The 22,343-nt window shown below is 63.8% G+C and carries 31 protein-coding genes and 1 pseudogene; 15 read left to right on the top strand and 17 right to left on the bottom strand.

Annotated elements, in window-relative coordinates:
* Positions 1 to 18 precede the first annotated feature (18 nt).
* Complete coding sequence (locus LPW26_RS08010; RefSeq protein ID WP_238734080.1) at positions 19 to 498, top strand: hypothetical protein; 480 nt, start codon at positions 19 to 21, stop codon at positions 496 to 498.
* Here LPW26_RS08010 and LPW26_RS08005 read toward each other — a convergent pair.
* Both LPW26_RS08005 and LPW26_RS08000 read right to left on the bottom strand, forming a co-directional pair.
* Positions 495 to 728, bottom strand: a complete 234-nt coding sequence (locus LPW26_RS08005; RefSeq protein WP_238734078.1) for an RNA-binding protein — start codon at positions 726 to 728, stop codon at positions 495 to 497. The two genes, LPW26_RS08010 and LPW26_RS08005, sit on opposite strands and share 4 nt — an antisense overlap.
* Positions 728 to 931, bottom strand: coding sequence for a hypothetical protein (locus LPW26_RS08000; RefSeq protein ID WP_238734076.1), 204 nt, complete (start codon positions 929 to 931; stop codon positions 728 to 730). Before LPW26_RS08000 ends, LPW26_RS08005 begins: the two co-directional genes overlap by 1 nt.
* A gap of 198 nt (positions 932 to 1,129) precedes the next feature.
* Here LPW26_RS08000 and LPW26_RS07995 point away from each other — a divergent pair, with 198 nt between their 5' ends.
* Positions 1,130 to 1,378, top strand: a complete 249-nt coding sequence (locus LPW26_RS07995) for a hypothetical protein (RefSeq protein WP_238734074.1) — start codon at positions 1,130 to 1,132, stop codon at positions 1,376 to 1,378.
* Between the two features lie 212 nt (positions 1,379 to 1,590).
* Positions 1,591 to 1,848, top strand: a complete 258-nt coding sequence (locus LPW26_RS07990; protein WP_238734072.1) for a hypothetical protein — start codon at positions 1,591 to 1,593, stop codon at positions 1,846 to 1,848.
* Between the two features lie 30 nt (positions 1,849 to 1,878).
* On the opposite strand, the gene LPW26_RS07985 is transcribed toward LPW26_RS07990, so the two are convergent.
* Positions 1,879 to 2,061: a hypothetical protein gene (locus LPW26_RS07985; protein ID WP_238734071.1), complete on the bottom strand. Its 183-nt coding sequence runs from the start codon at positions 2,059 to 2,061 to the stop codon at positions 1,879 to 1,881.
* Positions 2,062 to 2,128: 67 nt separating this feature from the next.
* On the opposite strand from LPW26_RS07985, the gene LPW26_RS07980 reads away from it, so the two are divergent.
* The 4 genes from LPW26_RS07980 (at position 2,129) to LPW26_RS07965 (ending at position 4,197) form a co-directional block, all read left to right on the top strand.
* Positions 2,129 to 2,626, top strand: coding sequence for a response regulator (locus LPW26_RS07980; protein ID WP_319942167.1), 498 nt, complete (start codon positions 2,129 to 2,131; stop codon positions 2,624 to 2,626).
* Positions 2,627 to 2,643: 17 nt separating this feature from the next.
* Positions 2,644 to 2,961: a ferritin family protein gene (locus tag LPW26_RS07975; RefSeq protein WP_238734069.1), complete on the top strand. Its 318-nt coding sequence runs from the start codon at positions 2,644 to 2,646 to the stop codon at positions 2,959 to 2,961.
* A 496-nt stretch (positions 2,962 to 3,457) separates the two neighbouring features.
* Entirely contained in the window at positions 3,458 to 3,817 is a 360-nt protein-coding gene (locus LPW26_RS07970; protein WP_238734067.1) for a hypothetical protein, read from the top strand.
* Positions 3,818 to 4,059: 242 nt separating this feature from the next.
* The gene (locus tag LPW26_RS07965; RefSeq protein ID WP_238734065.1) at positions 4,060 to 4,197 is read left to right on the top strand and encodes a hypothetical protein; all 138 of its coding nucleotides are present in this window, start codon (positions 4,060 to 4,062) and stop codon (positions 4,195 to 4,197) included.
* A gap of 92 nt (positions 4,198 to 4,289) precedes the next feature.
* Here the strand turns inward: LPW26_RS07965 and LPW26_RS07960 are convergent, their stop codons facing one another.
* Both LPW26_RS07960 and LPW26_RS07955 read right to left on the bottom strand, forming a co-directional pair.
* Entirely contained in the window at positions 4,290 to 4,976 is a 687-nt protein-coding gene (locus LPW26_RS07960) for a Crp/Fnr family transcriptional regulator (protein WP_238734063.1), read from the bottom strand.
* 156 nt (positions 4,977 to 5,132) lie between these two features.
* A complete protein-coding gene (locus LPW26_RS07955; protein WP_238734061.1) occupies positions 5,133 to 5,414 on the bottom strand; it encodes a hypothetical protein in 282 nt (93 codons plus the stop codon).
* Positions 5,415 to 5,731: 317 nt separating this feature from the next.
* Between LPW26_RS07955 and LPW26_RS07950 the strand changes: the two genes are divergently transcribed.
* Entirely contained in the window at positions 5,732 to 6,196 is a 465-nt protein-coding gene (locus tag LPW26_RS07950) for a PaaI family thioesterase (protein ID WP_238734059.1), read from the top strand.
* Between the two features lie 4 nt (positions 6,197 to 6,200).
* Here LPW26_RS07950 and LPW26_RS07945 read toward each other — a convergent pair whose 3' ends face one another.
* Positions 6,201 to 6,350, bottom strand: coding sequence for a hypothetical protein (locus tag LPW26_RS07945; protein WP_238734057.1), 150 nt, complete (start codon positions 6,348 to 6,350; stop codon positions 6,201 to 6,203).
* 267 nt (positions 6,351 to 6,617) lie between these two features.
* On the opposite strand from LPW26_RS07945, the gene LPW26_RS07940 reads away from it, so the two are divergent.
* Positions 6,618 to 6,857: a PilZ domain-containing protein gene (locus LPW26_RS07940; protein ID WP_238734055.1), complete on the top strand. Its 240-nt coding sequence runs from the start codon at positions 6,618 to 6,620 to the stop codon at positions 6,855 to 6,857.
* Positions 6,858 to 6,891: 34 nt separating this feature from the next.
* Here the strand turns inward: LPW26_RS07940 and LPW26_RS07935 are convergent, their stop codons facing one another.
* The gene (locus LPW26_RS07935; protein WP_238734054.1) at positions 6,892 to 8,355 is read right to left on the bottom strand and encodes a caspase family protein; all 1,464 of its coding nucleotides are present in this window, start codon (positions 8,353 to 8,355) and stop codon (positions 6,892 to 6,894) included.
* 241 nt (positions 8,356 to 8,596) lie between these two features.
* On the opposite strand from LPW26_RS07935, the gene LPW26_RS25375 reads away from it, so the two are divergent.
* On the top strand, positions 8,597 to 9,748 hold the full coding sequence (locus LPW26_RS25375; RefSeq protein WP_238734052.1) for a GNAT family N-acetyltransferase: 1,152 nt from the start codon (positions 8,597 to 8,599) through the stop codon (positions 9,746 to 9,748).
* Between the two features lie 3 nt (positions 9,749 to 9,751).
* On the opposite strand, the gene LPW26_RS07925 is transcribed toward LPW26_RS25375, so the two are convergent.
* Both LPW26_RS07925 and LPW26_RS07920 read right to left on the bottom strand, forming a co-directional pair.
* Positions 9,752 to 10,417 (bottom strand): DsbA family oxidoreductase, encoded by a 666-nt coding sequence (locus LPW26_RS07925; RefSeq protein WP_238734050.1) that lies wholly within the window; start codon positions 10,415 to 10,417, stop codon positions 9,752 to 9,754.
* Positions 10,418 to 10,490: 73 nt separating this feature from the next.
* A complete protein-coding gene (locus LPW26_RS07920; RefSeq protein WP_238734048.1) occupies positions 10,491 to 11,312 on the bottom strand; it encodes a helix-turn-helix domain-containing protein in 822 nt (273 codons plus the stop codon).
* Positions 11,313 to 11,425: 113 nt separating this feature from the next.
* Here LPW26_RS07920 and LPW26_RS07915 point away from each other — a divergent pair.
* Positions 11,426 to 11,821: pseudogene (locus LPW26_RS07915) on the top strand (hypothetical protein); the annotation flags it as partial.
* Between the two features lie 208 nt (positions 11,822 to 12,029).
* Here the strand turns inward: LPW26_RS07915 and LPW26_RS07910 are convergent.
* Both LPW26_RS07910 and LPW26_RS07905 read right to left on the bottom strand, forming a co-directional pair.
* Positions 12,030 to 12,719, bottom strand: coding sequence for an SET domain-containing protein (locus LPW26_RS07910; protein WP_238734046.1), 690 nt, complete (start codon positions 12,717 to 12,719; stop codon positions 12,030 to 12,032).
* 127 nt (positions 12,720 to 12,846) lie between these two features.
* The gene (locus tag LPW26_RS07905; RefSeq protein WP_238734044.1) at positions 12,847 to 13,650 is read right to left on the bottom strand and encodes a DUF6321 domain-containing protein; all 804 of its coding nucleotides are present in this window, start codon (positions 13,648 to 13,650) and stop codon (positions 12,847 to 12,849) included.
* Between the two features lie 151 nt (positions 13,651 to 13,801).
* Here LPW26_RS07905 and LPW26_RS07900 point away from each other — a divergent pair, with 151 nt between their 5' ends.
* Positions 13,802 to 14,374 carry an inner membrane-spanning protein YciB gene (locus tag LPW26_RS07900; protein ID WP_238734042.1) on the top strand — a complete coding sequence of 191 codons (573 nt, stop codon included), beginning with the start codon at positions 13,802 to 13,804 and terminating at the stop codon, positions 14,372 to 14,374.
* 16 nt (positions 14,375 to 14,390) lie between these two features.
* On the opposite strand, the gene LPW26_RS07895 is transcribed toward LPW26_RS07900, so the two are convergent.
* Positions 14,391 to 15,098: an Ig-like domain-containing protein gene (locus tag LPW26_RS07895; protein ID WP_238734041.1), complete on the bottom strand. Its 708-nt coding sequence runs from the start codon at positions 15,096 to 15,098 to the stop codon at positions 14,391 to 14,393.
* 301 nt (positions 15,099 to 15,399) lie between these two features.
* Between LPW26_RS07895 and LPW26_RS07890 the strand changes: the two genes are divergently transcribed.
* Positions 15,400 to 15,696: a hypothetical protein gene (locus LPW26_RS07890; protein WP_238734040.1), complete on the top strand. Its 297-nt coding sequence runs from the start codon at positions 15,400 to 15,402 to the stop codon at positions 15,694 to 15,696.
* 211 nt (positions 15,697 to 15,907) lie between these two features.
* On the opposite strand, the gene LPW26_RS07885 is transcribed toward LPW26_RS07890, so the two are convergent.
* The 4 genes from LPW26_RS07885 to LPW26_RS07870 all read right to left on the bottom strand — a co-directional run bounded on the left by LPW26_RS07885 (position 15,908) and on the right by LPW26_RS07870 (position 19,762).
* On the bottom strand, positions 15,908 to 17,563 hold the full coding sequence (locus LPW26_RS07885) for a fumarate hydratase (protein WP_238734039.1): 1,656 nt from the start codon (positions 17,561 to 17,563) through the stop codon (positions 15,908 to 15,910).
* Between the two features lie 127 nt (positions 17,564 to 17,690).
* A complete protein-coding gene (locus tag LPW26_RS07880) occupies positions 17,691 to 19,163 on the bottom strand; it encodes a hypothetical protein (protein WP_238734038.1) in 1,473 nt (490 codons plus the stop codon).
* A 133-nt stretch (positions 19,164 to 19,296) separates the two neighbouring features.
* On the bottom strand, positions 19,297 to 19,527 hold the full coding sequence (locus LPW26_RS07875) for a hypothetical protein (protein WP_238734036.1): 231 nt from the start codon (positions 19,525 to 19,527) through the stop codon (positions 19,297 to 19,299).
* On the bottom strand, positions 19,505 to 19,762 hold the full coding sequence (locus tag LPW26_RS07870; RefSeq protein ID WP_238734034.1) for a hypothetical protein: 258 nt from the start codon (positions 19,760 to 19,762) through the stop codon (positions 19,505 to 19,507). The genes LPW26_RS07875 and LPW26_RS07870 overlap by 23 nt, the downstream gene beginning before the upstream one ends.
* Positions 19,763 to 19,866: 104 nt before the next feature.
* Between LPW26_RS07870 and LPW26_RS07865 the strand changes: the two genes are divergently transcribed.
* The gene (locus LPW26_RS07865; protein WP_238734033.1) at positions 19,867 to 20,334 is read left to right on the top strand and encodes a hypothetical protein; all 468 of its coding nucleotides are present in this window, start codon (positions 19,867 to 19,869) and stop codon (positions 20,332 to 20,334) included.
* A 561-nt stretch (positions 20,335 to 20,895) separates the two neighbouring features.
* Positions 20,896 to 21,255: a GFA family protein gene (locus tag LPW26_RS07860; RefSeq protein WP_238734031.1), complete on the top strand. Its 360-nt coding sequence runs from the start codon at positions 20,896 to 20,898 to the stop codon at positions 21,253 to 21,255.
* A 240-nt stretch (positions 21,256 to 21,495) separates the two neighbouring features.
* Here the strand turns inward: LPW26_RS07860 and LPW26_RS07855 are convergent, their stop codons facing one another.
* Positions 21,496 to 22,203: a glutathione S-transferase gene (locus LPW26_RS07855; RefSeq protein ID WP_238734030.1), complete on the bottom strand. Its 708-nt coding sequence runs from the start codon at positions 22,201 to 22,203 to the stop codon at positions 21,496 to 21,498.
* Between the last annotated feature and the right edge of the window lie 140 nt (positions 22,204 to 22,343).

Raw genomic sequence — 22,343 nt, 5'->3', positions numbered from 1 at the left:
TCAAACGGAGATACCTCGATGTCTAGACGTAAGGAACGGCAGCGTCTCATCCGAGCTTATAAGGAAGAGACGAAGGTTACTGAAATTGACATGCGTAAGGTTGCGTTGTGGGCAGTGAAGCGCGGTTGGCCGCTTCCTACGCCGCCAGACCCGATTGACTTGCTCACTAAACAGTTCTCGGACGACGCTCGCGAAGTCATTAGTTATGACAAGACGACGGGGAAGCCATATCGCGTCTATCACGCCGTAAAGCAGGCTCACGGCGGGACGCAACTGCACTTCTTTGTCGATATTGAAGAAGCGACGCGGCCCCAGATGCACATGTCCCTCTACAACCGACGTGAGCAGATGGTCAGCGACGGTGTGATGCTCACCTACGATCAAGATCACTGGAACGCGGCGCACCCAAGCGAAGAGCCGATTCAGATGGTTCTGGATCTGGCGTTCGATATTGAGCTGCGTAAGAGCGCGGATGACAGGGACGATAAGGCGGCTTAACGGTCGCCTTTTTTCCATCTTGCCTCGGCAGCGACTCGGGCAATTTCCGAGCGCTGTTCGGGGGTGAGGCTGGCTGCGCGGGCTTTGCCGCCCCGTTTGCCCAAGGCTGCTGCCGCCTTGGTTTCCGGCTCGGTGCCTTCCTCGATCTCCCCGGTGGCGATCCGAGCAACCATGACGGCGGCGCCGATCACGTCGGCGGGGCGTTTTTCGCCTTTGGGGCCTCTGGGCATCAAAGAGCCTTCAGTTTGAGGATTTCGTCCGGATGCTCCTGAACAGAGAGGCCGTTCTTGCCATCGCCATCGATGCTGAAATTGATGCGGGTGAAGTCGTTTCCGGCCGCGCCTGATAAACGCTGAATTGTCAGCGCATTGCCTAAATTTACGAGCACTTCGCGCCCGCCGTGTCCTGTACACCTAACCCACCTATCGCCCATCTACGCCTCCTGCTTTCCGCTAAGCATACCACGGTGGCAGGACCAGCGAAACCGGCCGTCAAGTGGGAATATTTTCAAAATGAGACACTACCTCTTGGTGCGATCGCCGGTGGGCCAGCCCGCTCGTCTTCCCCACAGCCGAAGTCAACGCTTCCGAGGGATAAACGCTGTTGAAAACCGGTGCATAGGCTTCGCGATTTGATCGGCGACAATGCCGCGCTGCCGGCACGATGCACCTTTAGTCGTATGTGGCAACCGATTGGGACCGAGAGCTACGACGTTGGTCTGGAACTGGCCGTGATCGTCGATGGCCGGGTCGAGTGGAATCTGGAGCCATGCCGACGCGTGATCGGCGGATGGGTCCACTGCCATACCCACGAAGCCGTACCGCGCCGGCCGACGCACTGGCGACTGTCGCAGATGCCGATCGCCTTCGGCACCGACTGAAGACAGTCGGAATCAACACCGGGCCGGCGCCTGGACCACTGACAGCTACGCGCGATTCGAATCGAAACGGGCGCAGACCAACCGCGACGCTCCTTGAACGCTGACGACCGTCGCAAAGCTCGCCGTGACGACGAGCGGGCGCGTGAAGCCAGGTCGAGCAAATCCGAGTTGGCCTTCATGGTTCATCAATGCTTACCGCGCAGAACTGCAGCATGCGCATGCAGCTCGCCCCACCTCAGCCGCCGGACAAGGTCAAAGTTCTCTGCAGCAAATGCAGAGTTCCGTTCCGCGAGAAGGTCAAGAACGTTCGCGAGGGGTTCCAGGTGCAGTGTCCGAACTGCACCAAGCTGATCACCTTTTCCACCGACTCGGCGGATCCGGGCGTGCAGCGGGCGTTCACCGAGGTCCGCCGGATCAAGAACGGCATGATGCTGTCGATCAATCGTGGCGACGGCGGCTTCTCGGGCTGATTGGGCGATCGTGTCACGCCGAGCTTCGCCTCAGCGCAGGCTCTGCAGCCCCCACATCACCAGCAGCATCGCAGGCACGCAGGGCACCGCCCATTTCGCCCAGGCGATCAGCCCGGGGACGGCGCCGACGCGGAACGCGGCGATCAGCCGATAGGTCACGATGATCCAGGGCAGGATGATCCCGACCAGAATGGCGTCCACGTACCAAGTCATAGATCAACTCCCGCGCGTTACTCGACTGCAGCTTTAGCGCGCTCCGATGTGTCCATGCCATCCGCCCATGGACGCATCTCGCGTGTTCGTTCCAGGCGGAACGGAACTTCCAGATCATCCGGGACTTGTCGATCTTGGAAGTCGATGCCTGTGGCAGGGGTTCGTCTTGGAAAATTCGATCGTGGTGCTGGTCGTCGAAGACGAACCGATGATCCAGAGCCTTGTGCAGGAAGCTCTCGAGGAAGGCGGGTTTCAGGTCGAGGCCGTGGCTTCCGGCGAGGACGCAGAGAAACTGCTGGCGCAGCCGGACCGTTTCCGCGCGGTAATCACAGACGTCAATCTCGGCCGCGATCGCATGGACGGCTGGGATGTGGGGCGCCTGGCGCGAGAAACCGATCCCAGCTTGCCAGTGATCTACATGACCGGCGACAGCGCCGCCGAGTGGGCATCCCGCGGCGTCCCAAACAGCCTCCTGATCACCAAGCCGTTCGCACCATCTCAGGTCGTCTCCGCAGTCGCGCAGCTTTTGAACAATCCGACGGCAAGTCTCCCGCCAGGGGCGTGACCGGTGAACATGGGTCGTTGAAGCTGCAAGGAGTTTTCCTGACAGCATCCGTACTTTCCCTTGATCCAGCGATGCGGCCGGCAGTCGACAGAGGGCCGCAATCGCTGTATTTTTCCACCATTCGGACAGGCAGTCGTATCGCGCGGGTCGGCTTTGGCCGGCCAACAATCCCGGAACGAACAGGCACTTCCTTGGAGAAGTTTGTTCGCGAAGAGAACCTCAAGCTGTATCGACGGCTGCTGTCGGAAACCCAAGACGAAGAGCGGCGACGCGTGCTGCTGCAACTGATGGCCAGCCTGAACGATCGCGATCGGCAGATGCGCAGCGTGCGCTAAGCCCGGGGCGATGATCGGGCTCGCGGGCGCGCCTGAGTTCGCAGTCGTGGCAAACACGCCGTGGCTTGAGTACCGCGGGTAGTACCGGGAAGACAGATCGCGTCAGAGCGGCGGAAATCAGTTTTTGATTTCACGCAATGCGAGCCCGAGCTGGCCGGATAGCCTGCCCGCCGTCATTGCCGAGCTTTCTAGAGGTGGGGAGTTCCGACGCTGACGGGAGCCCCGAACATGGCCTCGTTCGGGGCTCCTTCATTCCAGGGTGTCTCCGCCCCAGCAATCGACGGCGAGCGGCAGCCCCGACGATGCGCCAGCGGGCTTGCGCCATCGCAATTTCGGCGGACAGCAATCGGCGTAAACTTGGCGAAGCCGTGGTCTGCACCGCCGGCGGGATGCTTCCTTGGAAAGGCCGATGACGCCTCCCGACAGCATCCCCGATGCAGCTTTGCGGCCAGCGCAACGGGTCCGCGGACGGGCCCAAGCTCACAGGGAGTGTGGAATGCGTCTCGGCAGTTCGATCTTGATGGTAACGGCAGCACTGGCGCTGGCCGGCTGCGACCTCGGTCAGGGCACGCCCGGCCCCCAAGGCGAGCAAGGTCCCGCTGGCCCGGCTGGCCCGGCCGGTCCTCCCGGCAAGGACGGCGCTTCGTCGAGCAATTTCCGCACCGTGACCTCGACGACGTGCTCGTCCGATGGCTGCCCAACGACCTGCGACAGCGGCGAGACACTGGTGTCGGCGCTGTGCATCGGCAGCGCCTCGGCCCGGTTCAGCGACACCATTGCGGTCGAGCGCGGCGTGCTGACGGCGCGCTGCGGCCCGACCGCAGCAAGCATCGTACTGAGCTGCGCGCGCCAATAAGGAAGCGTGCCTCGCGGCGACAGTACTGAGTCCCCCGACCGATGGCGACCTGCATCCAGTTCCCCGACTGAGGTGCAGGCCATCGAAGTCGATAGATTCTGCATGCATTCTTAGGTATAATTATACTACTTTTGATCTAGATCAAAGGGCCGAGGGTTCGGGCCGGCAATCGTCCCGTAAACTTCCCGGGAGCTCCGGCCTCTCCGATGCCCCATGTGATCTACAAATGCCCGCGGACTGCCATGAAGGTTCAGGCCTGGGTCGCTGAGGATATCACGCCGCCGACGGCGACGACATTCGAGCTGATCCGCTGTCCGGCCTGCACCCAGGTGCACTTCGTCAACCGCACCGACGGCAAACTGCTCGGCGACAAGAGCTGACGCGGAGGACGCCCTGCGGCGCCGGTCACGGGCGCTTGTGCTGCGACCGCATCGATACTCACCCTGACCAAATCGCCGAGCGGATCGAACCGCTATTCAGAGCGACGAACGTCGAGGTCCGGCTGCCGCGCCCTGTCGGGCAGCACGGTGCTCCGCAGCGCCGGATAGACCTCGATGTGGCCATTATAGTTGATGAAGCCGAGCTTGCGGAACTTGTTCATGAAGTGGCTGACGCGCGACCGCGTCGTGCCGATCATCTCCGCCAGCGTCTCCTGGCTGATATCGACCGGGAGCGATTTGACGGTGTCGTTTTCGCCGAGGTCGGCGAGCAGAAGTAACAGCCGCGCCAGTCGTTTCTCGCTCGAATTGAACAACTGATCGATCAGATCTTCCTCGACCCGGCAATTACGCTTCAGCAGGTGCGTCATGAAGTACTCGCACATGCCCGATTCACGCTGCAGCGTCGCGATCAGCGTCGAGCCGGTCAGCGTGGTGACGGTGCAGTCTTCGAGCGCCACCGCAGTGGAGACTCGGCGGCGCCCGATCAGCGCGCTCTCGCCAAAGAACTGGCCGGCTTCGAGAACGGCGACGACGCCTTCCTTGCCCTGCTCCGACATCACCACGAGCTTGATGCGCCCGTGCTGCAAGTACAACACGCTGTCGGCCCTGTCGCCTTGGGCGAAGATGTGTTGATTTTTACGGAATTGCTGGATTGTCCGGCCCGGCCCCGCACTGCCTAGGAACGCCATCGGGTCGAATGCCGCCTCGAAAGAATTCACGTGTGATCCTGCAATCGCTTCAACGCCGTCTGCCGTCGAACGCGAGCAGCCGCGCGGCGAACAGTCGCCGCAGCGGACCATCAACATCAATTCTATAGAAAAATCTGTGCCGTTTTGAACACGAGATCTCGGCGTGGTCGCACTTATCTGCGGAAATTAGTTTGTTGCCGGCCCGGACTTTTTCGACTTCGTAGTCGCGGTCTTCGGCTTGGAAGGTGTGGTCTCGTTGCTACGCACGTCGCCCCACGGATCGTTCGGCGCCTTGGCATCGGGGATCTTGCGCAGCGATTCACGATAAGCCTTGTCTCTGATCGCGTCCTGAGCCTTCTCCTCAGGTGACTTATGCTGAACCTCGGGCATCAGGTTCACGTTCGGCATTTGAGCATAGGCCGGGCCGACCAACAGGATGCTCACCGCAGCGCCGCGCAACAACTTCATTGGACACTCCTACGCGGCCCAGCGGCCGCGACTGCATTACAGGCGATCGGATCTGCAGGATTTTGGCGACGGTATCCAATCGTCCCAGATTGGACCACAACGCGTGCAGCCGTTGAGAAAAATTGCCGCAACAACCACGCCGAGCACCAGCACCGAACGCTTTACCATACGCCACCCTACTGAACGGCCGGACCTTAAGGGAACGACCGTGGCGTTTTCAAGCCGTGCAGAATCGGGTCCGATACAACCAAATGGCATGCCCTCCGCACGGATGGAGGCGACGGTCACGTATCGACATGCATCAAGGGAGAAACGTTATGGCTGATAGCGCTCAGGCGGCGGAATTCGGGCTCGAGGACGCGCGTCGGATGCTGGATGAAATGTTCGCGCCCTGGGTGCTCGACCTCAGGCTCTCGGTCGAAACGATCGAAACCAATCCGCCGCAGGGCGCCGCCGCGGATTGGCAGCCCGGAGCGACGCTGCGGATGGCGTTCTCGGAGCGGATCTGCCGCAGCGGCGGCATCGTCTGCGGTCAGGCGCTGATGGCACTCGCCGACACCGCAATGGTGTTCGCGATCAGCGCCGCCAACCGCGGCTTCAGACCGATGACCACTGTCGATCAGACCACCCATTTCCTCAAAGCGGTCAGTTCGTCCGACGTTCTCGCCGAAGCCCGCGTGGTGCGGCTCGGCCGTACCATGAGCTTCGGCCGCGTCACGTTGTACGGAGCCGGTGGAGGCAATCCCGTCGCCATGGTGTCGAGCGCGTTTGCGATGCTGTGACGGCTTACCGGCCGAGCACCTTAGCGGCCGCGATGACGATGCTGGCGGTGAGGTTGGCCGCGACAAGCGCCGACCTGCCTGGCGTTTCCACGAACGCCTCGGTGTCGATGATCTCCCCGTCCGACTCGCCTTCGAGCGTCGGCCTGCGCTGCACTCGGCGAGGTCATCAATCCAGCGGCGCAAGCTGCCGCGTACACGGTCCTCATGGTTGCTCCTTCGGCCCTACGGAACTCAACCGAACAGAATCCTGCGGCGTGCGCAGCCGGCGCGCCTGAGAGGAATGGGGAACAGGGAGGGGAGACGGGCGACGCTCTGGTAAACGAATCCTAAACAGCACACGCGTTTGCAGCGCAATCGCATCAAAGTCTCCGTAATTTTCCTATGCGAAGGTCCAGCATCGCAATAGAGCGGACCCGAGACGATGACCGAGAGACGAAGCGTCCCCCGCCAGCGAGTCTACAAGCGCGGCACAGTCGCGTTCAACAGCGCTGGCTTCGAATGCACGGTTCGCAACCTGTCGGCCAGCGGCGCGCGGATTGACCTCGAGGGCCCTGTGGGCCTGCCCGAGCACTTCATGCTGGTAATCGAAAGCGACAAGGTGATGCATCGCTGCCGCCCGGTCTGGAGCAGCGCCCAGCGCGTTGGTGTCGCCTTCGAGTAGCCGATCGCCGGCTCACATCGGCGACCGGCGTCGATCAGTAGCGTCCGCCCCCTCCGCCGATATTGCCGCCGGTCGGCCCACGCGGGCCGATACTGCCGCCACGGAAGCCGCCGCCGATCGAAATCCCGGGGCCCCGCGGCACGTCGTAATAGTCCGGTGGCGGACGACGCACGACAACGACATCGTCGACATCATCCTCGTAGTACACACGGCCGCGCGGCGGCTTTGACGCTGTCCGCTTTGGCTCATCGCGCTCGGCGCGCTTCGGTTTGGACTTCTCGGTTTTCTTATCGGCCTTCTTCTCGATTGCCGGCGGCGCGCCGCATGGGCAGGTCGCGCCGGATGCCGGCGTCAGCGCGGCGACAGGCGTGGGACCAAGCGACGTGGCGACCGGAACAGCCACCGCGACTTCCGGCTTGTTGCGCAGCCGCAGCTCCAGCTTCCTGGCGGTGACGGTCAGATCGCTCTCGGGATACTGATCGAGAAACGTCTTGTAGGCCGATGCGGTGTTGGCGAGCACCGCTTTGTTCCAGGCCTGCATCCTGCGATGGCGATCGAGCCAGCGCTTCGCCTGGGTGCCGAGCGGCGGCTCGGCGAACAGCGACACAAAAGCCTCATAGGCGTCGACCGAGCCGTCGGAGACGATCAGTTCGTTCGCCTCTTCGACCTTCTTGCCTTTGAGCAGGCTCCGCCATTCCTCCACCGTGCGCTTCTTCTCCGGCTGCGCCGCGGCCTCGCTCGCGCCGAAGAACCGGAAGTCATCGATCAGCGACGATGAGTCCCACGGCGTCTGTCGGCCCTCGGTGGCCTTGTTGACCGCCAGCCGGACGCGCTTGAACGTGTCCTCGATCTGCAGCCCGCTCTTGCGGCCGGCCTCCAGCAGCGCCGTCGTATAAGGGCTGTTGGCGCCGCCGCCGTCTTCGGCTTCGGCGCCCGGCGAGGTCGAGAACGAAACGAAGGTGCCGGGCGAACCGGTCTTGGTATCGACCAGCGCCAGCCCCTGCCCGGTCGTCTTGCGGATCTCGGGGAATGGGTTGTTACGGCAGGCATCCAGCATGATGATGCGGCTGCGCGTCGGCACCGAAGTCAGCGTATTGAGCACGTCGTCGAGCCGCACTGCCTGCAGCGGGATGTCGGTCTCGCGCTTCGGATCGATGTCGACAGGGATCAGATAGTTCTCGCCGTCGACCTGGATGCCGTGGCCGGCATAGAACATCAGCGCCACGGTGTCGGGCCCCTTGGCGGCGATCTTGGCGGCGAAGTCGCCGACCATCTGGCGCAGCTCGGTCTGGGTCAGGTCGTTGGCGGCGGTGACCTCGAAGCCGGCCTCGCCGAGCAGCTTCTCGACCGCCTTGGCGTCATTGGCCGGGTTCGGCAGCGCCGGGACCGCCCGATAGGCAGACTGCCCCACCACCAGCGCAACGCGGCTCTCAGCCCATGCGGCCTTCGCTCCCAGCACCAGCACAGCAGCCATCGCCGCCGTCCAAATCGCGCGCATCAATAGTCCTCCAGATCAATCCCCGTCGTTGGTCGGCCCGCACGGCACTGCGGTTCACCCCCGCGGCAATCCGACGCCGCGCCAGCGAGGATGGCCATTCAACGAGCCGGGTAAGGCTCGATTAACACTACCCGGCAAATCCGCGCCTCAGCTTACGGAATCGAACACCCGCTCCGCTAGCTTCCGGCACGCACGGCCGTGCTGCAAGGCGCGGCCCCGGAGGATTCAGGACGCACCCGTAGTGGACATCTCGCAAGCAACGCCGGCCGCTCGCAACGCGTCGCAGGACGCGGCGCCCCGCGCCTTGCCGTCGCTCGCCGCGCTCGATGAGCAGGCCTGGCGCGATCTGGCCGGGCGCGTCATCGAGCCGAACGGCTACTATCTGCCGGAGTGGACGCTGGCCGCGAACGGCGATGCCCGCGCCCGCAGCGTGACGCGCGCCCTGACTGCGTTTGATGCTGGGAGCCGCCTCACCGGCCTGCTGCCCGTGCTGTCGTGCTGGAACGCCTACCGGCTACCGCTGCCGGTGCTGGTCTCGGCCGATCCGTTCCGCTCGCTCGATACACCGCTGCTCGACCGTGCCGACGGGATCCAGGCCGCCGCAACGCTGCTGACGGGGGCGCGTGGCACCGGCGCCCGGGCGCTGCTGCTGCGCGATGTCGCACGGGACGGTGACGCGGTGCGGCTGCTGACGCAGGCGGCGCAGGCCGAAGGCCGTGAGCCGGTGCTGTTGCGCGGCTGGTCGCGCGCCTGCCTCGATGCGACACGCGACAGCGAGGAATTGCTGCGCGATGCGCTCGGCGGCAAGCGGCTGAAGGAATATCGTCGTCTACTGCGCCGCCTCGCCGATCATCGCGAAGTGCGCTTCAGCGTGGCGCAGACGCCTGGCGACGTGGCGCAAGGCTACGACGTGTTCCTGGCGCTCGAAGCCAGCGGCTGGAAGGGCCGCCGCGGCACCGCGCTGCTGCATCAGCCGGAGCTGGCGGCGCGGCTGCGGCAGGCGGCCGTTGCCTTGGCTGGACGCGGCGCCTGCGAGATTGCGCTGCTGCACGCGGGCGACGAGGCGATCGCCGCCGGCATCGTGCTGCGGCATGGCGATCGCGCTTACTTCTTCAAGCTGGGCATAGCCGAACAGCATGCGCGCAGCTCACCCGGCGTGCTGCTGACGCTGGAGCTGACGCGGCATCTGTGCGCCGATCCGGCGATCCGGCTGGTCGACTCCACCGCCGCGCCCGACCACCCGATGATCGATCCGATCTGGCGCGGCCGGTTTGCGGTCGGCGACGTGCTGATCCCGCTGCGCACCCGCGATCCGCTGTTCGCGCCGATCACCGCGGCGCTCCGCGCCCGCGAGGCATTGCGCCAGACCGCAAAGCGGCTGCTGAAGCGTTGAGGCCTACTCCGCCGCCTGCGCGTTGATCTCCTCCGAGATGTGGCGGATCGCCTTGGCGAGCTGTGCCGGATCCTGCGCGCCGGACACCGCGTATTTCTGCGCGAACACAAAGGTCGGCACACCCGAGATGCCCTTCTCGGCCGCCTCGTTGGCCTGCCCGGCGATCAGTTCGACATCCGTATCGGTGGCCAGCCTGGCGCGGATCTCGTCGGGGTTCAGACCGATCTCGGCCGCGGCTTGCACCAGCACGTTGATATCCGTCAGGTCGCCGCCGTCGCGGAAGTACAACTCCATCAGCCGCTGCTTCATCGCCGGGCCCTTGCCGATCGCGTCGGCCCAGTGGATCAGGCGGTGGCAATCGATCGTGTTGGGCTGCCGCTTCACGAGGTCGGGATGATACTCCAGCCCCTCCTGCGCGGCCGCGTCGACGACGCGGCTGGCGAGTTCCTTGTAGCGCTCCGGCGATCCGAATTTCTGAGTGAGATACGCGTCGCGCTCGATGCCTTCGCGCGGCACCGAGGGATTGAGGAAGAACGGCCGGAAAGTCAGCTCGACCGGCACGTCGGGCGCGAGCGCCAGCGCCTGCTCGATCCGCTTCTTGCCGATATAGCACCACGGGCAGACCACGTCGGAGACGACATCGATCTTCAGCGGCTTCAGCGCGCTCATCGGCGCCTCCTGGTTTCGTTTCCCTGGCTCACAGTCCCATACAGATGGGCGCGGGGCAATTGCGTGCAAGGCGCTACAGGTTTGCAGCCATGCCGCGGAGCACGGCCGCGGTGGCCTCATCCGCCGGGAAGAACGTCTCGATCGCGATCTCCGACAGCGTCACATCGACCGGCGTGCCGAACACCATGGTGGTGGAAATGAAGCTTAGTGTTCCACTTTCGTGCCGCAGCCGGAACGGCACCGCGACCGCATCGGCCGCGACCGGCGCGGCGCGGGCCGGCACCGGATAGGTCTTGAGCTCGTGATACAGCTCGAGCAGCTTGGGATCCGCACTCACCTCGCATTGCCGGTGTAGCCGCTCCAGGAGATGCGCGCACCATTCGCCGAGATTGGCGGTGCGCGCCGCCAGCCCGTCGGGATGAAACGACAACCGCAGCACGTTGAGCGGCGGCGTCAGCAGCGACGGCGCGACACCGTCCAGCAGCGGCATCACCATGCGATTGGCGGCGACCAGGTTCCAGTGCCGATCGACGGCGAGCGCCGGATTGGGCTCGTGCGCCTTCAGCACCTGCTCGACCGCGCCGCGCGCCGCGGCAAGTGCCGGATCGTCCAGCGTCCGCAGCGGGAACGCCGGCGCGAAGCCCGCCGCCACCAGCAGCACGTTGCGCTCGCGCAGCGGCACGTCGAGCCGCTCGGCGAGACGCATCACCATGTCGCGCGACGGCGCGGCGCGGCCGGTTTCGACGAACGACAGATGACGCGCGGAAATCTCCGCGTCGAGTGCGAGATCGAGCTGGCTCAGCCGGCGGCGCTGCCGCCATTGCCGCAAGTAATCGCCGATGCGGACCGGTTGCGCGCCGGCGGCGGCCTGGGCCGAGGAGATGGACGTGTTCATGCGGCAAAACTAGCACGCGCCCGGCACAGCTTCCATGACCTGCGAGGTAATCGAATTCGGCGGCGGGCGCCCTCATGGTTCGAACATCGCCCATCGAACCAAAGGAGACGATCATGATTCACCCGTCCTTGCTGCTTCGCCGCGCACTGCAGGCCGATGCGCTGGTGAGCGGCGCCATGGCGCTGCTGCTGACGCTCGGCGCCGGCATGCTGGCCCCGCTGTTGGCGCTGCCGCAACCGCTGCTGCTGGAAACCGGCCTGTTCCTGATTGCCTACGCGGCGTTCGTCGGCTGGCTCGGCAGCCGCGCCGCGCTGCAGCGCCCGTTGGTGCTGCTGGTGATCATCGGCAACGCGCTGTGGACGCTTGGCAGCATCACCTTGCTGCTCAGCAGCGCGGTCGCGCCCAATGCGCTCGGCCTCGCCTTCGTGGTGATGCAGGCCATCGCCGTCGGCGTGTTCGCGGAGCTGCAATATATGGGGCTGAAGCGGAGCCACGCGGCGGTGACGGCCCAACCGTCATTGCGAGCGAAGCGAAGCAATCCACGCGCCGAGCACTGCGCTGGATTGCTTCGTCGCTGCGCTCCTCGCAATGACACGGAGAAGCTGTTCGAAGCCTTCAGGGCAAGCGCGTGTTTGTTGCTAAAACTGCCGTAAGGCGTGGATGCCCGGGACAAGCCCGGGCATGACGGAGGATTGTGCAGACGAAAGACCGGGCGAACTAAGCCGCGGCCTTGCCGGACTTCGGCTTCGCGGATTTGGGCTGCGTCTTCGACGCCTTGGCCTTGGAAGCCTTGGCGCCGGCCTTTGCTGACTTCGCCTTCGCCGACTTCATGTCGGCCTTGGAAGACTTCACCTTATCAGCCTTCACCTTTTCAGCCTTTGGCTTGCCGGCCTTAGCCTTGGACTTCGCAGCTTCCTTGTCCTTTGACTTATCCGCCTTGCCCTTCGCCTTTTGCTTGTCCTGCTTCTTCTCGGCGCGGGCTTCGGCGGCCTTCTTCAGGCGCTTCTTCTCGCAGGCGTCGCATTTGCAGCCGATCGGCTTTAGATACTCTTTGAAGTACTCGGTGCCGTAGTCGTAGTTGATCTCTTCGCCGGGCTCGATGTTCTTGATCGCCCGGATCATGATCTTGCGCTTGCGGACGCTGACGTCCGACTCGGCGTTCGGCTTGCAGGAATGATTGATGTAGCGCGCGATATTCTTGCGCACCGAGCCGTCGACGGTCCAACGCTTGCTGATCTGGAACAGATACTTGTTCTCGACCGCGTCGTCCTTCTTCTTGTTGCAGTCGAGCATCGGCCCGAAATAGCGGATGATCTTGGTGCCCTTCTTGATCGGCTCCGTGGCGAACAGGCCGAGGCCCGTCTTGGAGCGACCGACACGATAGGGCTTGGACGAAGGATCCGGCATGAGCTTTGAACGTCACGAACGATGAAAGGGCGCAAGCGGCCCTTCTAGATCGATTCCGCCGCGATGTGCAGGGGTTTCAGGGCTCGTCGCAGCGCCGTCCCCAGCCAGATCGGCAACGCTGCCGCGGTCAGGCCGCGCCCTTGTCCTTCAGCTGGCGATAGCGTTCGAGCAGGCGCTCGCCCTTGGCGGCGATCCGCCGGGCCGCCGCCTCGGTCTTCGGCACCGGCTCGCCCCACGCGTGGGCGGACAGCGCGAAGCGGGTCGGCTGACCTTGCTTGTCCTTGAGGGCCGGCAACTTGGCACGGCCATAGAACCGCACGGCCCAGCTTCCCTTGCGGCGCATTTCGGCCGGCGACATCTGTGACGCCGTCTTCGTCACGCCGGGCTTGAGGTGCGCGCCGTCCCGTTCGGCGAAGGCCTTGCGGCCCGCCGCGGTCAGGCCGCCGCGAGGGTCCTTCTCGGCCGGCTGTCTGGAAGACCTCCGGACTGGAGAGGTTCTGGCGGCCGCCGCCTTGCGCGGGGTGGCCCGCGTGCTTTTCTTCTTGGCTGAAGCTTTGCTGGTCGAGGATTTCTTCTTCGAGGCCTTCTTGCCCGCAGAGCCTTTGCGGGCGGTGGCCTTCTTCTTGGCTGACTTCTTGGCTGAGGACTCCTTGGCCGTTTTGGCTTTCTTGGACGCCTTCGACGCGGATGATTTAAACTTTGAGGACTTGGATGATTTCGACGTCGAGGCTAGGGCCATGTTGTCCACCAGGTTGGGATAGGGCCGCCCGGCGCGTTTCGCGCGAGCCTTGGCGGCGGACTTTTTGGCCGGCGACAGATGCTTCGACGCCTTGCCGGCGCGCTTGCGCGGGTTGCTTCGCGACCACGGCGCCTTTTTGGCGCTCTTCGTCCTGGAGGATTTAGGTGCTGCTTTTCGCGTCGATTTGGCCATGGCGCACCAACGCCACACAGCACTTCCGGTTTCACGCCGGCGTGAGACAATCGCCTCGCGCTGCTGCGCGGTTTACTTCACGTTCCGCCCCGCGCACTATCGGGACGATCGATCCGCGCCGCGGCGCGGGTGCTGCCGGGAGGAACTCGCGATGAAGGCCGCGTTCGCCAAGCTCGGCAACGATTTCTTCTCCACCATCCTTTTCGTGGTGCTGTATTTCTCGACCGGTAACGTCGCCCTGGCCACGATCGTGGCGGTGATCGGCGCGGTCGGCCAGTTTCTCTATGCCCGCGTCAAAGGCTTCCGGCTCGACGTCATGGCCTATGCCAGCGTCGCCATGGTGGTGGTGCTCGGCGGGGCGACACTGCTGACCAACGATCCGCGCTTCGTGCTGATCAAGCCGAGCATCGGCCACATCGCGGTCGGCGCCATCATGCTGCGGCGGGACTGGATGCTGCGCTACGTGCCGCCGATCGTCGCCACGACGATCCCCGACTACGTGCGGGTGTCCGGTTATTTCTGGGCGGTGCTGATGATTGCGCTCGGCGCCGGCGTGATCGCCGCGGCGATGACCGGTGATATCAAGGCCTGGACGTTCTTTGTGATGGTGATCGCGCCAGCCGCCAAGGTGGCGGCGCTTGCGGCGCAGTATTTGGTGTTCCGGCTGGCGATCCGCAGCCGCCGCCGCGCCGAAACCGCCGCGGCTGTGTCGATGGCCGAATAGCCGCGCCGGCCGGGATCTACAGCTGCGGCGCAACCGCAGCGAGCGTCGACGTCACCTGTTGTTCGATCTCGATCGTCGCCGCCGCGTAGCGCTCGTCGCCTTCGTAGACCGCCACGATGCTGTGCGGACCGGGCGGCAGCGCCAAGGTGGTGAACGCCGCCGCACCGGCGTGGTCGAGCCGCAAATGGCCGGCAATCACCTCGTCGCCGTCGCGCAGCGTGACACGGCCGCAGGGCACGCCGGCATGGCCGGTCACCGTGACGCTGAAGGTCACCAGATCGCCCGGCGCCACCAGCTCGCTCGACGAGGACAGCGTCAGCGCCGGTTGCATCCGGATATTGAGCGGAACCTGCGCCGACTGGCTGGGCAGCATGATCAGCGGCAGATACGCGGTGGTGCCGCTGTAATCGGCGCGCAGCATATGCCGCCCGGGCGACACCCCGTCGATGATGATCTGCGGCTGCTCGACGCCGCTCCAACCCAGCACCTGCTGGGTGGTCATGTCGTGGAAGGTGATGCGTCCCTCTGGAACCCCGGCACCGAACGGCGTGGTGACCTCCGCCCGCAGTGTGGCGCGCCCCGGCACGGCCGGGTCCACAGTCACCGTCAGGCCGATCGTGGTGCGCTCGGAGAGCACTTCATATTGAGCGAGCGCCGTGCCCGGCAGTGCAATCAGGACCAGCGCGGCAACCCCAATCAGGGCTCGCCAGAATGACATCCGCATAACGAGTCTCCACCATTGGCGGTGAACCTCGGGACGTCCTCCGACGAGCATCCTATCACCTGATCAATACCGCACCACTGGTATCTGTATCCGTAAAAGCGCGGATGGTTCAGCGCGACGCGCACCCTTGCTGCGCCATCCTGCCTACTGGCGGCATCGTGGTTGTGAATTATCCTGCAAGCGCGTCGGCATTTTCTGAAAGCTCGAACTTTCTGCAGCCGAGCCGAATTCCACTTCGCGCGAAAACGCATTAAAGCAGGGTCGCCGGCCGTGTCCCACGGCCTGCTCAAGGGAGAAACAGATGGCAGTCGACGGAAACTGGAAGATCACCATGAGCACGCCGATGGGCGAGCGGCAGGCCGACCTGACGCTGAAGGCCGATGGCGGCACGCTCACCGGCACGCAATCCGCCGATGGCGATTCCGGCCAGATCTTCGACGGCACGGTGAACGGCGACGACCTCGCCTGGAAGCTCGACATCACCAACCCGATCCCGCTGACGCTGACCTACACCGGCAAGGTGTCGGGCGATAGCATCTCGGGCGAAATGGGCATCGGCCCGATGGGCTCATTCCCGTTCACCGGCACGCGGGCGTAAGGCACCCCGCCTCCCCGGCAGCGCCCCGCCTGCGCGGCAGCGCACCCGCCCCAAGCAGTCATTCCGGGGCGCTCGCGTCAGCGAGCGAGCCCGGAATCCCGAGATGTTCTGCGTTGAACCGCTTGGGTGCCCTGAACGGCGAGATTCCGGGTTCGCTCACTTCGTGAGCGCCCCGGAATGACGAAGCAGGTGGCAGGCGCGCGGAGGCGCCTCAGCCCAGATTCAGTTCCTTGAAGAAATCATTCCCCTTGTCGTCGACGATGATGAAGGCCGGGAAGTCGACGACGTCGATCTTCCAGATCGCCTCCATGCCGAGCTCCGGATATTCCAGCACCTCGACCTTCTTGATGCAGTGCTCGGCGAGGTTGGCGGCCGCGCCGCCGATCGAGCCGAGATAGAAGCCGCCGTATTTCTTGCACGCCTCGCGCACCGCGGGCGCGCGGTTGCCCTTGGCGACCATCACCATCGAGCCGCCGGCCGCCTGGAACTGATCGACGAACGAATCCATCCGCCCCGCGGTGGTCGGGCCGAATGCGCCGGAGGCGTAGCCGTCCGGGGTCTTGGCCGGGCCGGCGTAGTACACCGGGTGGTTCTTGAAGTAGTCCGGCAGCGGCTCGCCCTTGTCGAGGCGCTCGCGCAGCTTGGCGTGGGCGGCGTCGCGCGCCACGATCATCGTGCCGGTCAGCGACAGCCGGGTCTTGGTCGGATATTGCGTCAGCTTGGCGAGGATGTCCTTCATCGGCTGGTCCAGATCGATCTGCACCACCTCGCCGCCGAGCGCCTGCTCGACCTCCGGCAGATACTGCGCCGGATTGTGCTCGAGCTCTTCGAGATACACGCCGTCCTTGGTGATTTTGCCGAGCACCTGACGATCGGCCGAGCACGACACGCCGAGCCCGATCGGCAGCGACGCGCCGTGGCGCGGCAGCCGGATGACGCGGACGTCGTGGCAGAAGTACTTGCCGCCGAACTGCGCGCCCACTCCCAGGCTTTGCGTCATCTTGAGGATTTCCTGCTCCATCTCCAGGTCGCGGAAGGCGTTGCCGTCCGCCGAGCCTTGCGTGGGCAGCGCATCGAGATAGCGCGCCGAGGCGAGCTTCACGGTCTTCATGCACAGCTCGGCCGAGGTGCCGCCGATCACGATCGCGAGGTGATAGGGCGGGCACGCCGCGGTGCCGAGCGTCAGCACCTTCTCCTTCAGGAACGCGAGCAGCCGGTCGCGGGTCAGCACCGAGGGCGTCGCCTGGAACAGGAAGCTCTTGTTGGCCGAGCCGCCGCCCTTGGCCATGAACATGAACTTGTAGGCGTCATCGCCCTCGGCGTAGATCTCGCACTGCGCCGGCATGTTGTTGGCGGTGTTCTTCTCCTCATACATGGTCAGCGGCGCGACCTGCGAGTAGCGCAGGTTGCGGCGCAGATAAGCATCGCGCGCGCCTTCCGACAGCGCCGCCTCGTCGTCGCCGGCGGTGATGACGTTGCAGCCCTTCTTGCCCATGATGATCGCCGTGCCGGTGTCCTGGCACATCGGCAGCACGCCGCCAGCGGCGATGTTGGCGTTCTTCAGGAAATCCAGCGCCACGAACTTGTCGTTCGGGCTCGCCTCGTTGTCGTCGAGGATCTTGCGCAGCTGGGCGAGATGGCCCGGCCGCAGATAATGGTTGATGTCGCCGAACGCCGCCTCCGACAGCGCCCGCAGCGCCTCGCGCTCGACCACCAGCATGTCCCGGCCCAGCACGTTCTCCACCCGCACGCCCTCGGAGGTGATCTTTCGATACGGCGTGGTGTCCGTTCCCAGCGGAAACAGCGGCGTGTGCTTGTACGGCGGAACCGGAGTGGCGGCGGACGGAATGGCGGTGGGAGCGTTCATGGGCGGGGCCTCGAATGGGGAAATTCGGGGCCCTGTCTAGGCGGTTTCGGCGGGATTTTGAAGGGTTCAAAATGGGCGGGAGACTTGCCGAGGGCGCGTCTGGAAGCTCCCGTGATGCAGTCTTCTGTCAGGCGGCGCCGTCGGCCGCATCCTGGGTGGGGTCTGCTGGAAGCTCAATGGGCACCGCCCCGACCAAGGCCTCAGTTGGCAGCATGCTCGCCTCCACAGAGCAAACGGACTTCTCCTCGGGCCCGGTCAGCTCTAGTTCGGCGGCGTCTCGCATCGCCTCCGTGCTGACGCTTGCAGGAACCGCTTTTTCTTCTGGCAGACGGGGAGCTGTGCGTTGCCATGCGCGCAAATGCTGCCCGGCCTGATCGTAGGCTTGAGGCACAATCGATTCGAGATCCACAATGAAATTCTTACGTTGAGAGAAACGAGCCCCAATATCGCGAACAAGGAACACGTCGAAAGACGTGACAACCTGTCCAGCTCGCTCGTCCACGGCGTCATCGATGTTCTCTCTGAGCACCTTCAGAGGCCGTTGAGTGCTACTTGTTCTGCCTGGCCAGTAAAGTCGAACGTGCCAGTTTTCATTTGTCGTCGATGGCAACTGGCGCAACAACCAGTTCAACCTCGCCTTTGTCCCCTTTTTGTCGTCGGGTGCGCGGAGGTGCATGGAAATAGTCAGCGATCGCGCCTTAACGTCAGCAGTGACTTCCAGAGGAGACGCCGCGTCTGGAACGATCAATGTCGCCGACAAGGTATGATCATCACACAAGAGGCAGCTATCAGCCTTCGCTCGTGCATCCAAGTCCCGCAGATGCTCTCTCGGAATCCGCGGCGAGACTTCGACTCCAAGCTGGCGACTCATCGTGAGAGAGAGATTTCTTACAACTTGATGCCACGCTCCTACCACTTCCCGAGTGGAAGGAGAGCTCGCCGCAGGCACCGCCCCCGCCTGTATGGAGGCGACCAGATCCGTCCAGCAGGCCGGCATCTGATCGAAACCCCGAACCCCCGCGCTGGGATGCGTCAGAAAACGGACCATCTCATTGAGAATGAACCGTTGATCCCGATCGAGAATCTCGTCGTTGGCGAGAAGTAAACTAGCCTCAGTCAACACATGCATCCAAGACCAATGAAATAGCTCTATCTTTCGTCTGGCCGACGTAGCGAGCTGCAGAGGATGCACCGCAGGAACGGCAGCAAACTGATTTGAAATAGTAATCAGCGCATCGATCTCGTTCTCACGCGCAAGGGCCAGGTAGCTCTCGACTTGGCCTATCTCCAAATCAAAATTTCCGACCTTAGCTTCAACAAGGGCTCGCCATTGCCGGCTGCCCGTTGTGAGCACGATAAGCCCATCCGGACGAATCTTGTCGACCTTCGATGAAAAACAGATCTCAGTGAACGTCTCAATTTTCGTTCGAGGACCTACCCGCTGACCGACAGTGCCCATCATCGAGTGGCCGAATTCATCGACATTCGCAAGGCAGGCGAGCAGGATCGACGCTGTACGGCCTTCTTTAGAAGTGTCCGCTAAGACCGGAAATAGCCGAGCCCGTTCTCCTCGGCTCAAATAGCTTGGAATATCCGACATCGATCAACCCCAAATACTCATTTAAAATAACAATATCGCATCCTCCACAAAAAAGGGAAAGATGCAAATCGAGCTTTGGTTTGAAGTGTGTTCGACGCCTATGGCGAAAGGATGCGAGGATATTCGCTTATCGTCAGCGCCGCCCCTCCGAGCCCTCCACATAACCGTCCACCAGCGCTCTGATCATGTGCTGATACGGCACCTTCTGTTTGGCCGCGGCGCGCTTGAAAAAATCCACCGAGCGCCGCGACAGGCTGAGGGTTACCTTGACGCTGCCTTCGCGTAGCACGAGACGATCCGGCGGCGGCAAGACGTCGCCGACGATCCGCGCCCGACCAATCTCATCTTTCTTCCGTTTCACCACCCGAGCCCTCACGGAAGAGCTGCTCGAAATGTCGGCGGGCTTCGTCGAGCGTCAACACCGCCCCGCCTTTCATCGCGATCCGGCGTCGAACTTCCGCGGCCTGCGCTTCGGTCAGGTGATAAGGGTTCGCATCCGCTTCCTCCATCACCAATAGTAGCTGGGCGGCATCCTTCTGGCGCTCGGGGGGCCATGTCAGGACGCGGTCCAAAATCGCTTTGATATCGTCTTGATCCATATCTTATCCTAACACAACCAGAGCCGGCCGGTGGGTGTTGGCGGCGATACTTGCATCTCGCCTCGTGCCACGGTTGAGTGCGGAGGTACCGAGGAGAATCGTCGATGCCGATCCGACTGCCCTGCTTGACTGTGGCCACCGTCCTCCCCCTCTTGACGGCCCTCGCCTCCCCCGCCCATGCCGATCGCTGCGATGACCTTGCGCAGCAGCTCAAGTCACAGATCGACGGGGTGACGATCGGCAAGACGGTGGCGAATGTGATCTATCTGGCGCATCCGGCGGCGAAGTCGTTGCGGCTGGGGTGTCCGAGCCGGACGGTGAAGAACGAGGTCTTCGGGATCGCGCCGGCGCGAAAGCCGTCGGCGGAGTTTCAGGAGCTGATCGCCAGCGCCTCGGCAATCGTGTTCACGATCCCCAAGGCCGATACGCGGCGCGGGGTGAAGCGCTGCTTTGGCCGGGTCGGCTTGTTGCGCGGCAACGACGTCAAATCGCGGTTTCGCCGGCTCGACATGCGCTGCATCCGCGGCAAGACGGATTCGTCAATCGCGGTGTCGCGCGACAAGAGCGAATAGGCGCCGGACGCTTCCACGGCGCAGCTCGGCCGGGGCGGATCGGGGCGCCGGGCAAGCACGGCATTTGAAGTAAATCCCACCACCCGGTTGCGCGCAAAGTTCACTGGAAGGCGCGATGCTCGCATCATCCGATGACGGGCGCGGTCCCGCCCAACGCATAGGGCGAACGACCATCCCCGAGAGTCGTCGGAGACACTCGCAAACCTACGAGGATCGATGATGAGTAGTATCTCGAGCGTCTCGTCGACGCCCGTCTCGAAGCCGGCTGTCGAAGCGAGCCCCCCGCCCCCTCCGCCCCCGCCGAAGGACAAGGACGACTCCTCCACAACGCAGCCGGTCAAGGCGGCTCTGCCGCCCGGACAAGGAACGCGGGTCGACCAGCTCGCCTGATCGCGAGCGGGCGATCAGCCATCGTGACCAGACTTGGTGACCAGCCCCGCCCTGCGCGGGGCTTTTCACGTCCGGCGCACCTATTTTCAGAGTCCGGCGTTATCCCGCCGTCTCCGCACTGGTACAGAGGAGACAAGACAAGCCCGATCGGCCGGGCGGCGGAGCGCGATCATGACCGGACTGAAAGTGTGCACCGGCGGCTGCCATTGCGGCCAGGTGCGGTTCGAATGCACCACCGACCTCACCATGGTGACGGCCTGCAACTGCTCGATCTGCACCAAGAAGGGCCTGCATCTGACCTTCCTGCCACCGCAGAGCTTTCAACTGCGGGCCGGACAGGACAGCCTGAAGGAGTATCTGTTCAACCAGCGGGCGATCCGTCATCAGCAGTGCGGCGAGTGCGGCGTCGAAGTGTTCGCGCGCGGAACCAAGCCGGACGGCAGCGAAGTCATCGCCCTCAACGTCGCCTGCATCGACGGCATCGATCTAGCTACGCTGAAGCTGACGCCCGTCGATGGCAAGAGCAGGTAGCAGGACGTCGCCAAACTCTCATTCGTCATTCCGGGGCGCGAGCGCAGCTCGCGAACCCGGAATCCATAACCACCAGCGACTGTTACTTATCCGCGATCCTCTTCGGTGCTTCAACGGGAATCCAGGTGATATAGATTCCGGGTTCGCGCGGAGCCTGTCATCTGGCCGGCCGAAGGCCGGACCCGGTGGCGCGCCCCGGAATGACTCGTGAAGAGGATATGCGCGCCGACCCCAAGCTGCTTACTTGTCCAGCGCCTTGTAGTGGCGGAAGATGCCGTCTTCGTTGAATGGGATGCGGCGGTCGCTGGCGAGGTAGGCGGCGATGCTGGGGCGCTCGGCGATGCGGTCGTGCAGCGCGACCAGGCCCGGAATCTTGCGTTCGAACTTCTTCATGGACTTCGGAAACGCGTAGCGCAGGCCTTCGACGATCTGGAACAACGACAGGTCCGCATAGGTCAACTTTCGGCCGGTGACGAACGGGCCGCCGCCCTCTATCAGCCGCTCGAAATAGCCGCAGTATTTCGGCATGCGCTCCTTGCGGAACGCCGCGGCGCGCAACTTTGCGGCGCTCTTCTGGTCTTCGTAGTACAGCAACGTGCCGATCGGGTGATGGGTGTCGTGCACCTCCTGCACCAGATCGGCGATGGTGAGTTGCAGCTCGTGCACCCACAGCCGGCCGGCTTCGGTCTTCGGCGCGAGGCCATGGCGGTCACCGAGATACAGCAGGATGTTGGCGGTCTGGCCGATCATCAGCGAGCCGGCCTTCAGAAAGGGCGGCGCAAAGGACGGCGTGCCGGTCCTGGCCTGCATCATCTTCATCATGGCGGGGACGCCGGATTTGCTCTGCCGGGCGACATCGACATAGCTCGCCTTGGCTTCCTCCAGCGCGAGCCGGACGAACTCGCCGCGTCCCTGGATGGTGGGCCAGTAATACAGCTCGTAATGCATCGGCATCGCTCCTCGTCTTGATCGGCGACATCCATCGTCTGGCCGATCATCCAAGGTCAATGCGGAAGCGTCGGTCCGGTTCACCGTTTGGAACCGCGACGTGGCGGCGGATCAACCGCACATAAAAAAGCGCCGCGGAA

This window comes from Rhodopseudomonas infernalis, assembly GCF_022271405.1.
GTDB lineage: Bacteria > Pseudomonadota > Alphaproteobacteria > Rhizobiales > Xanthobacteraceae > Rhodopseudomonas > Rhodopseudomonas infernalis.
The sequence above is the reverse complement of the archived record's forward strand: the minus strand, read 5'-3'. Positions and strand labels throughout refer to the sequence as shown.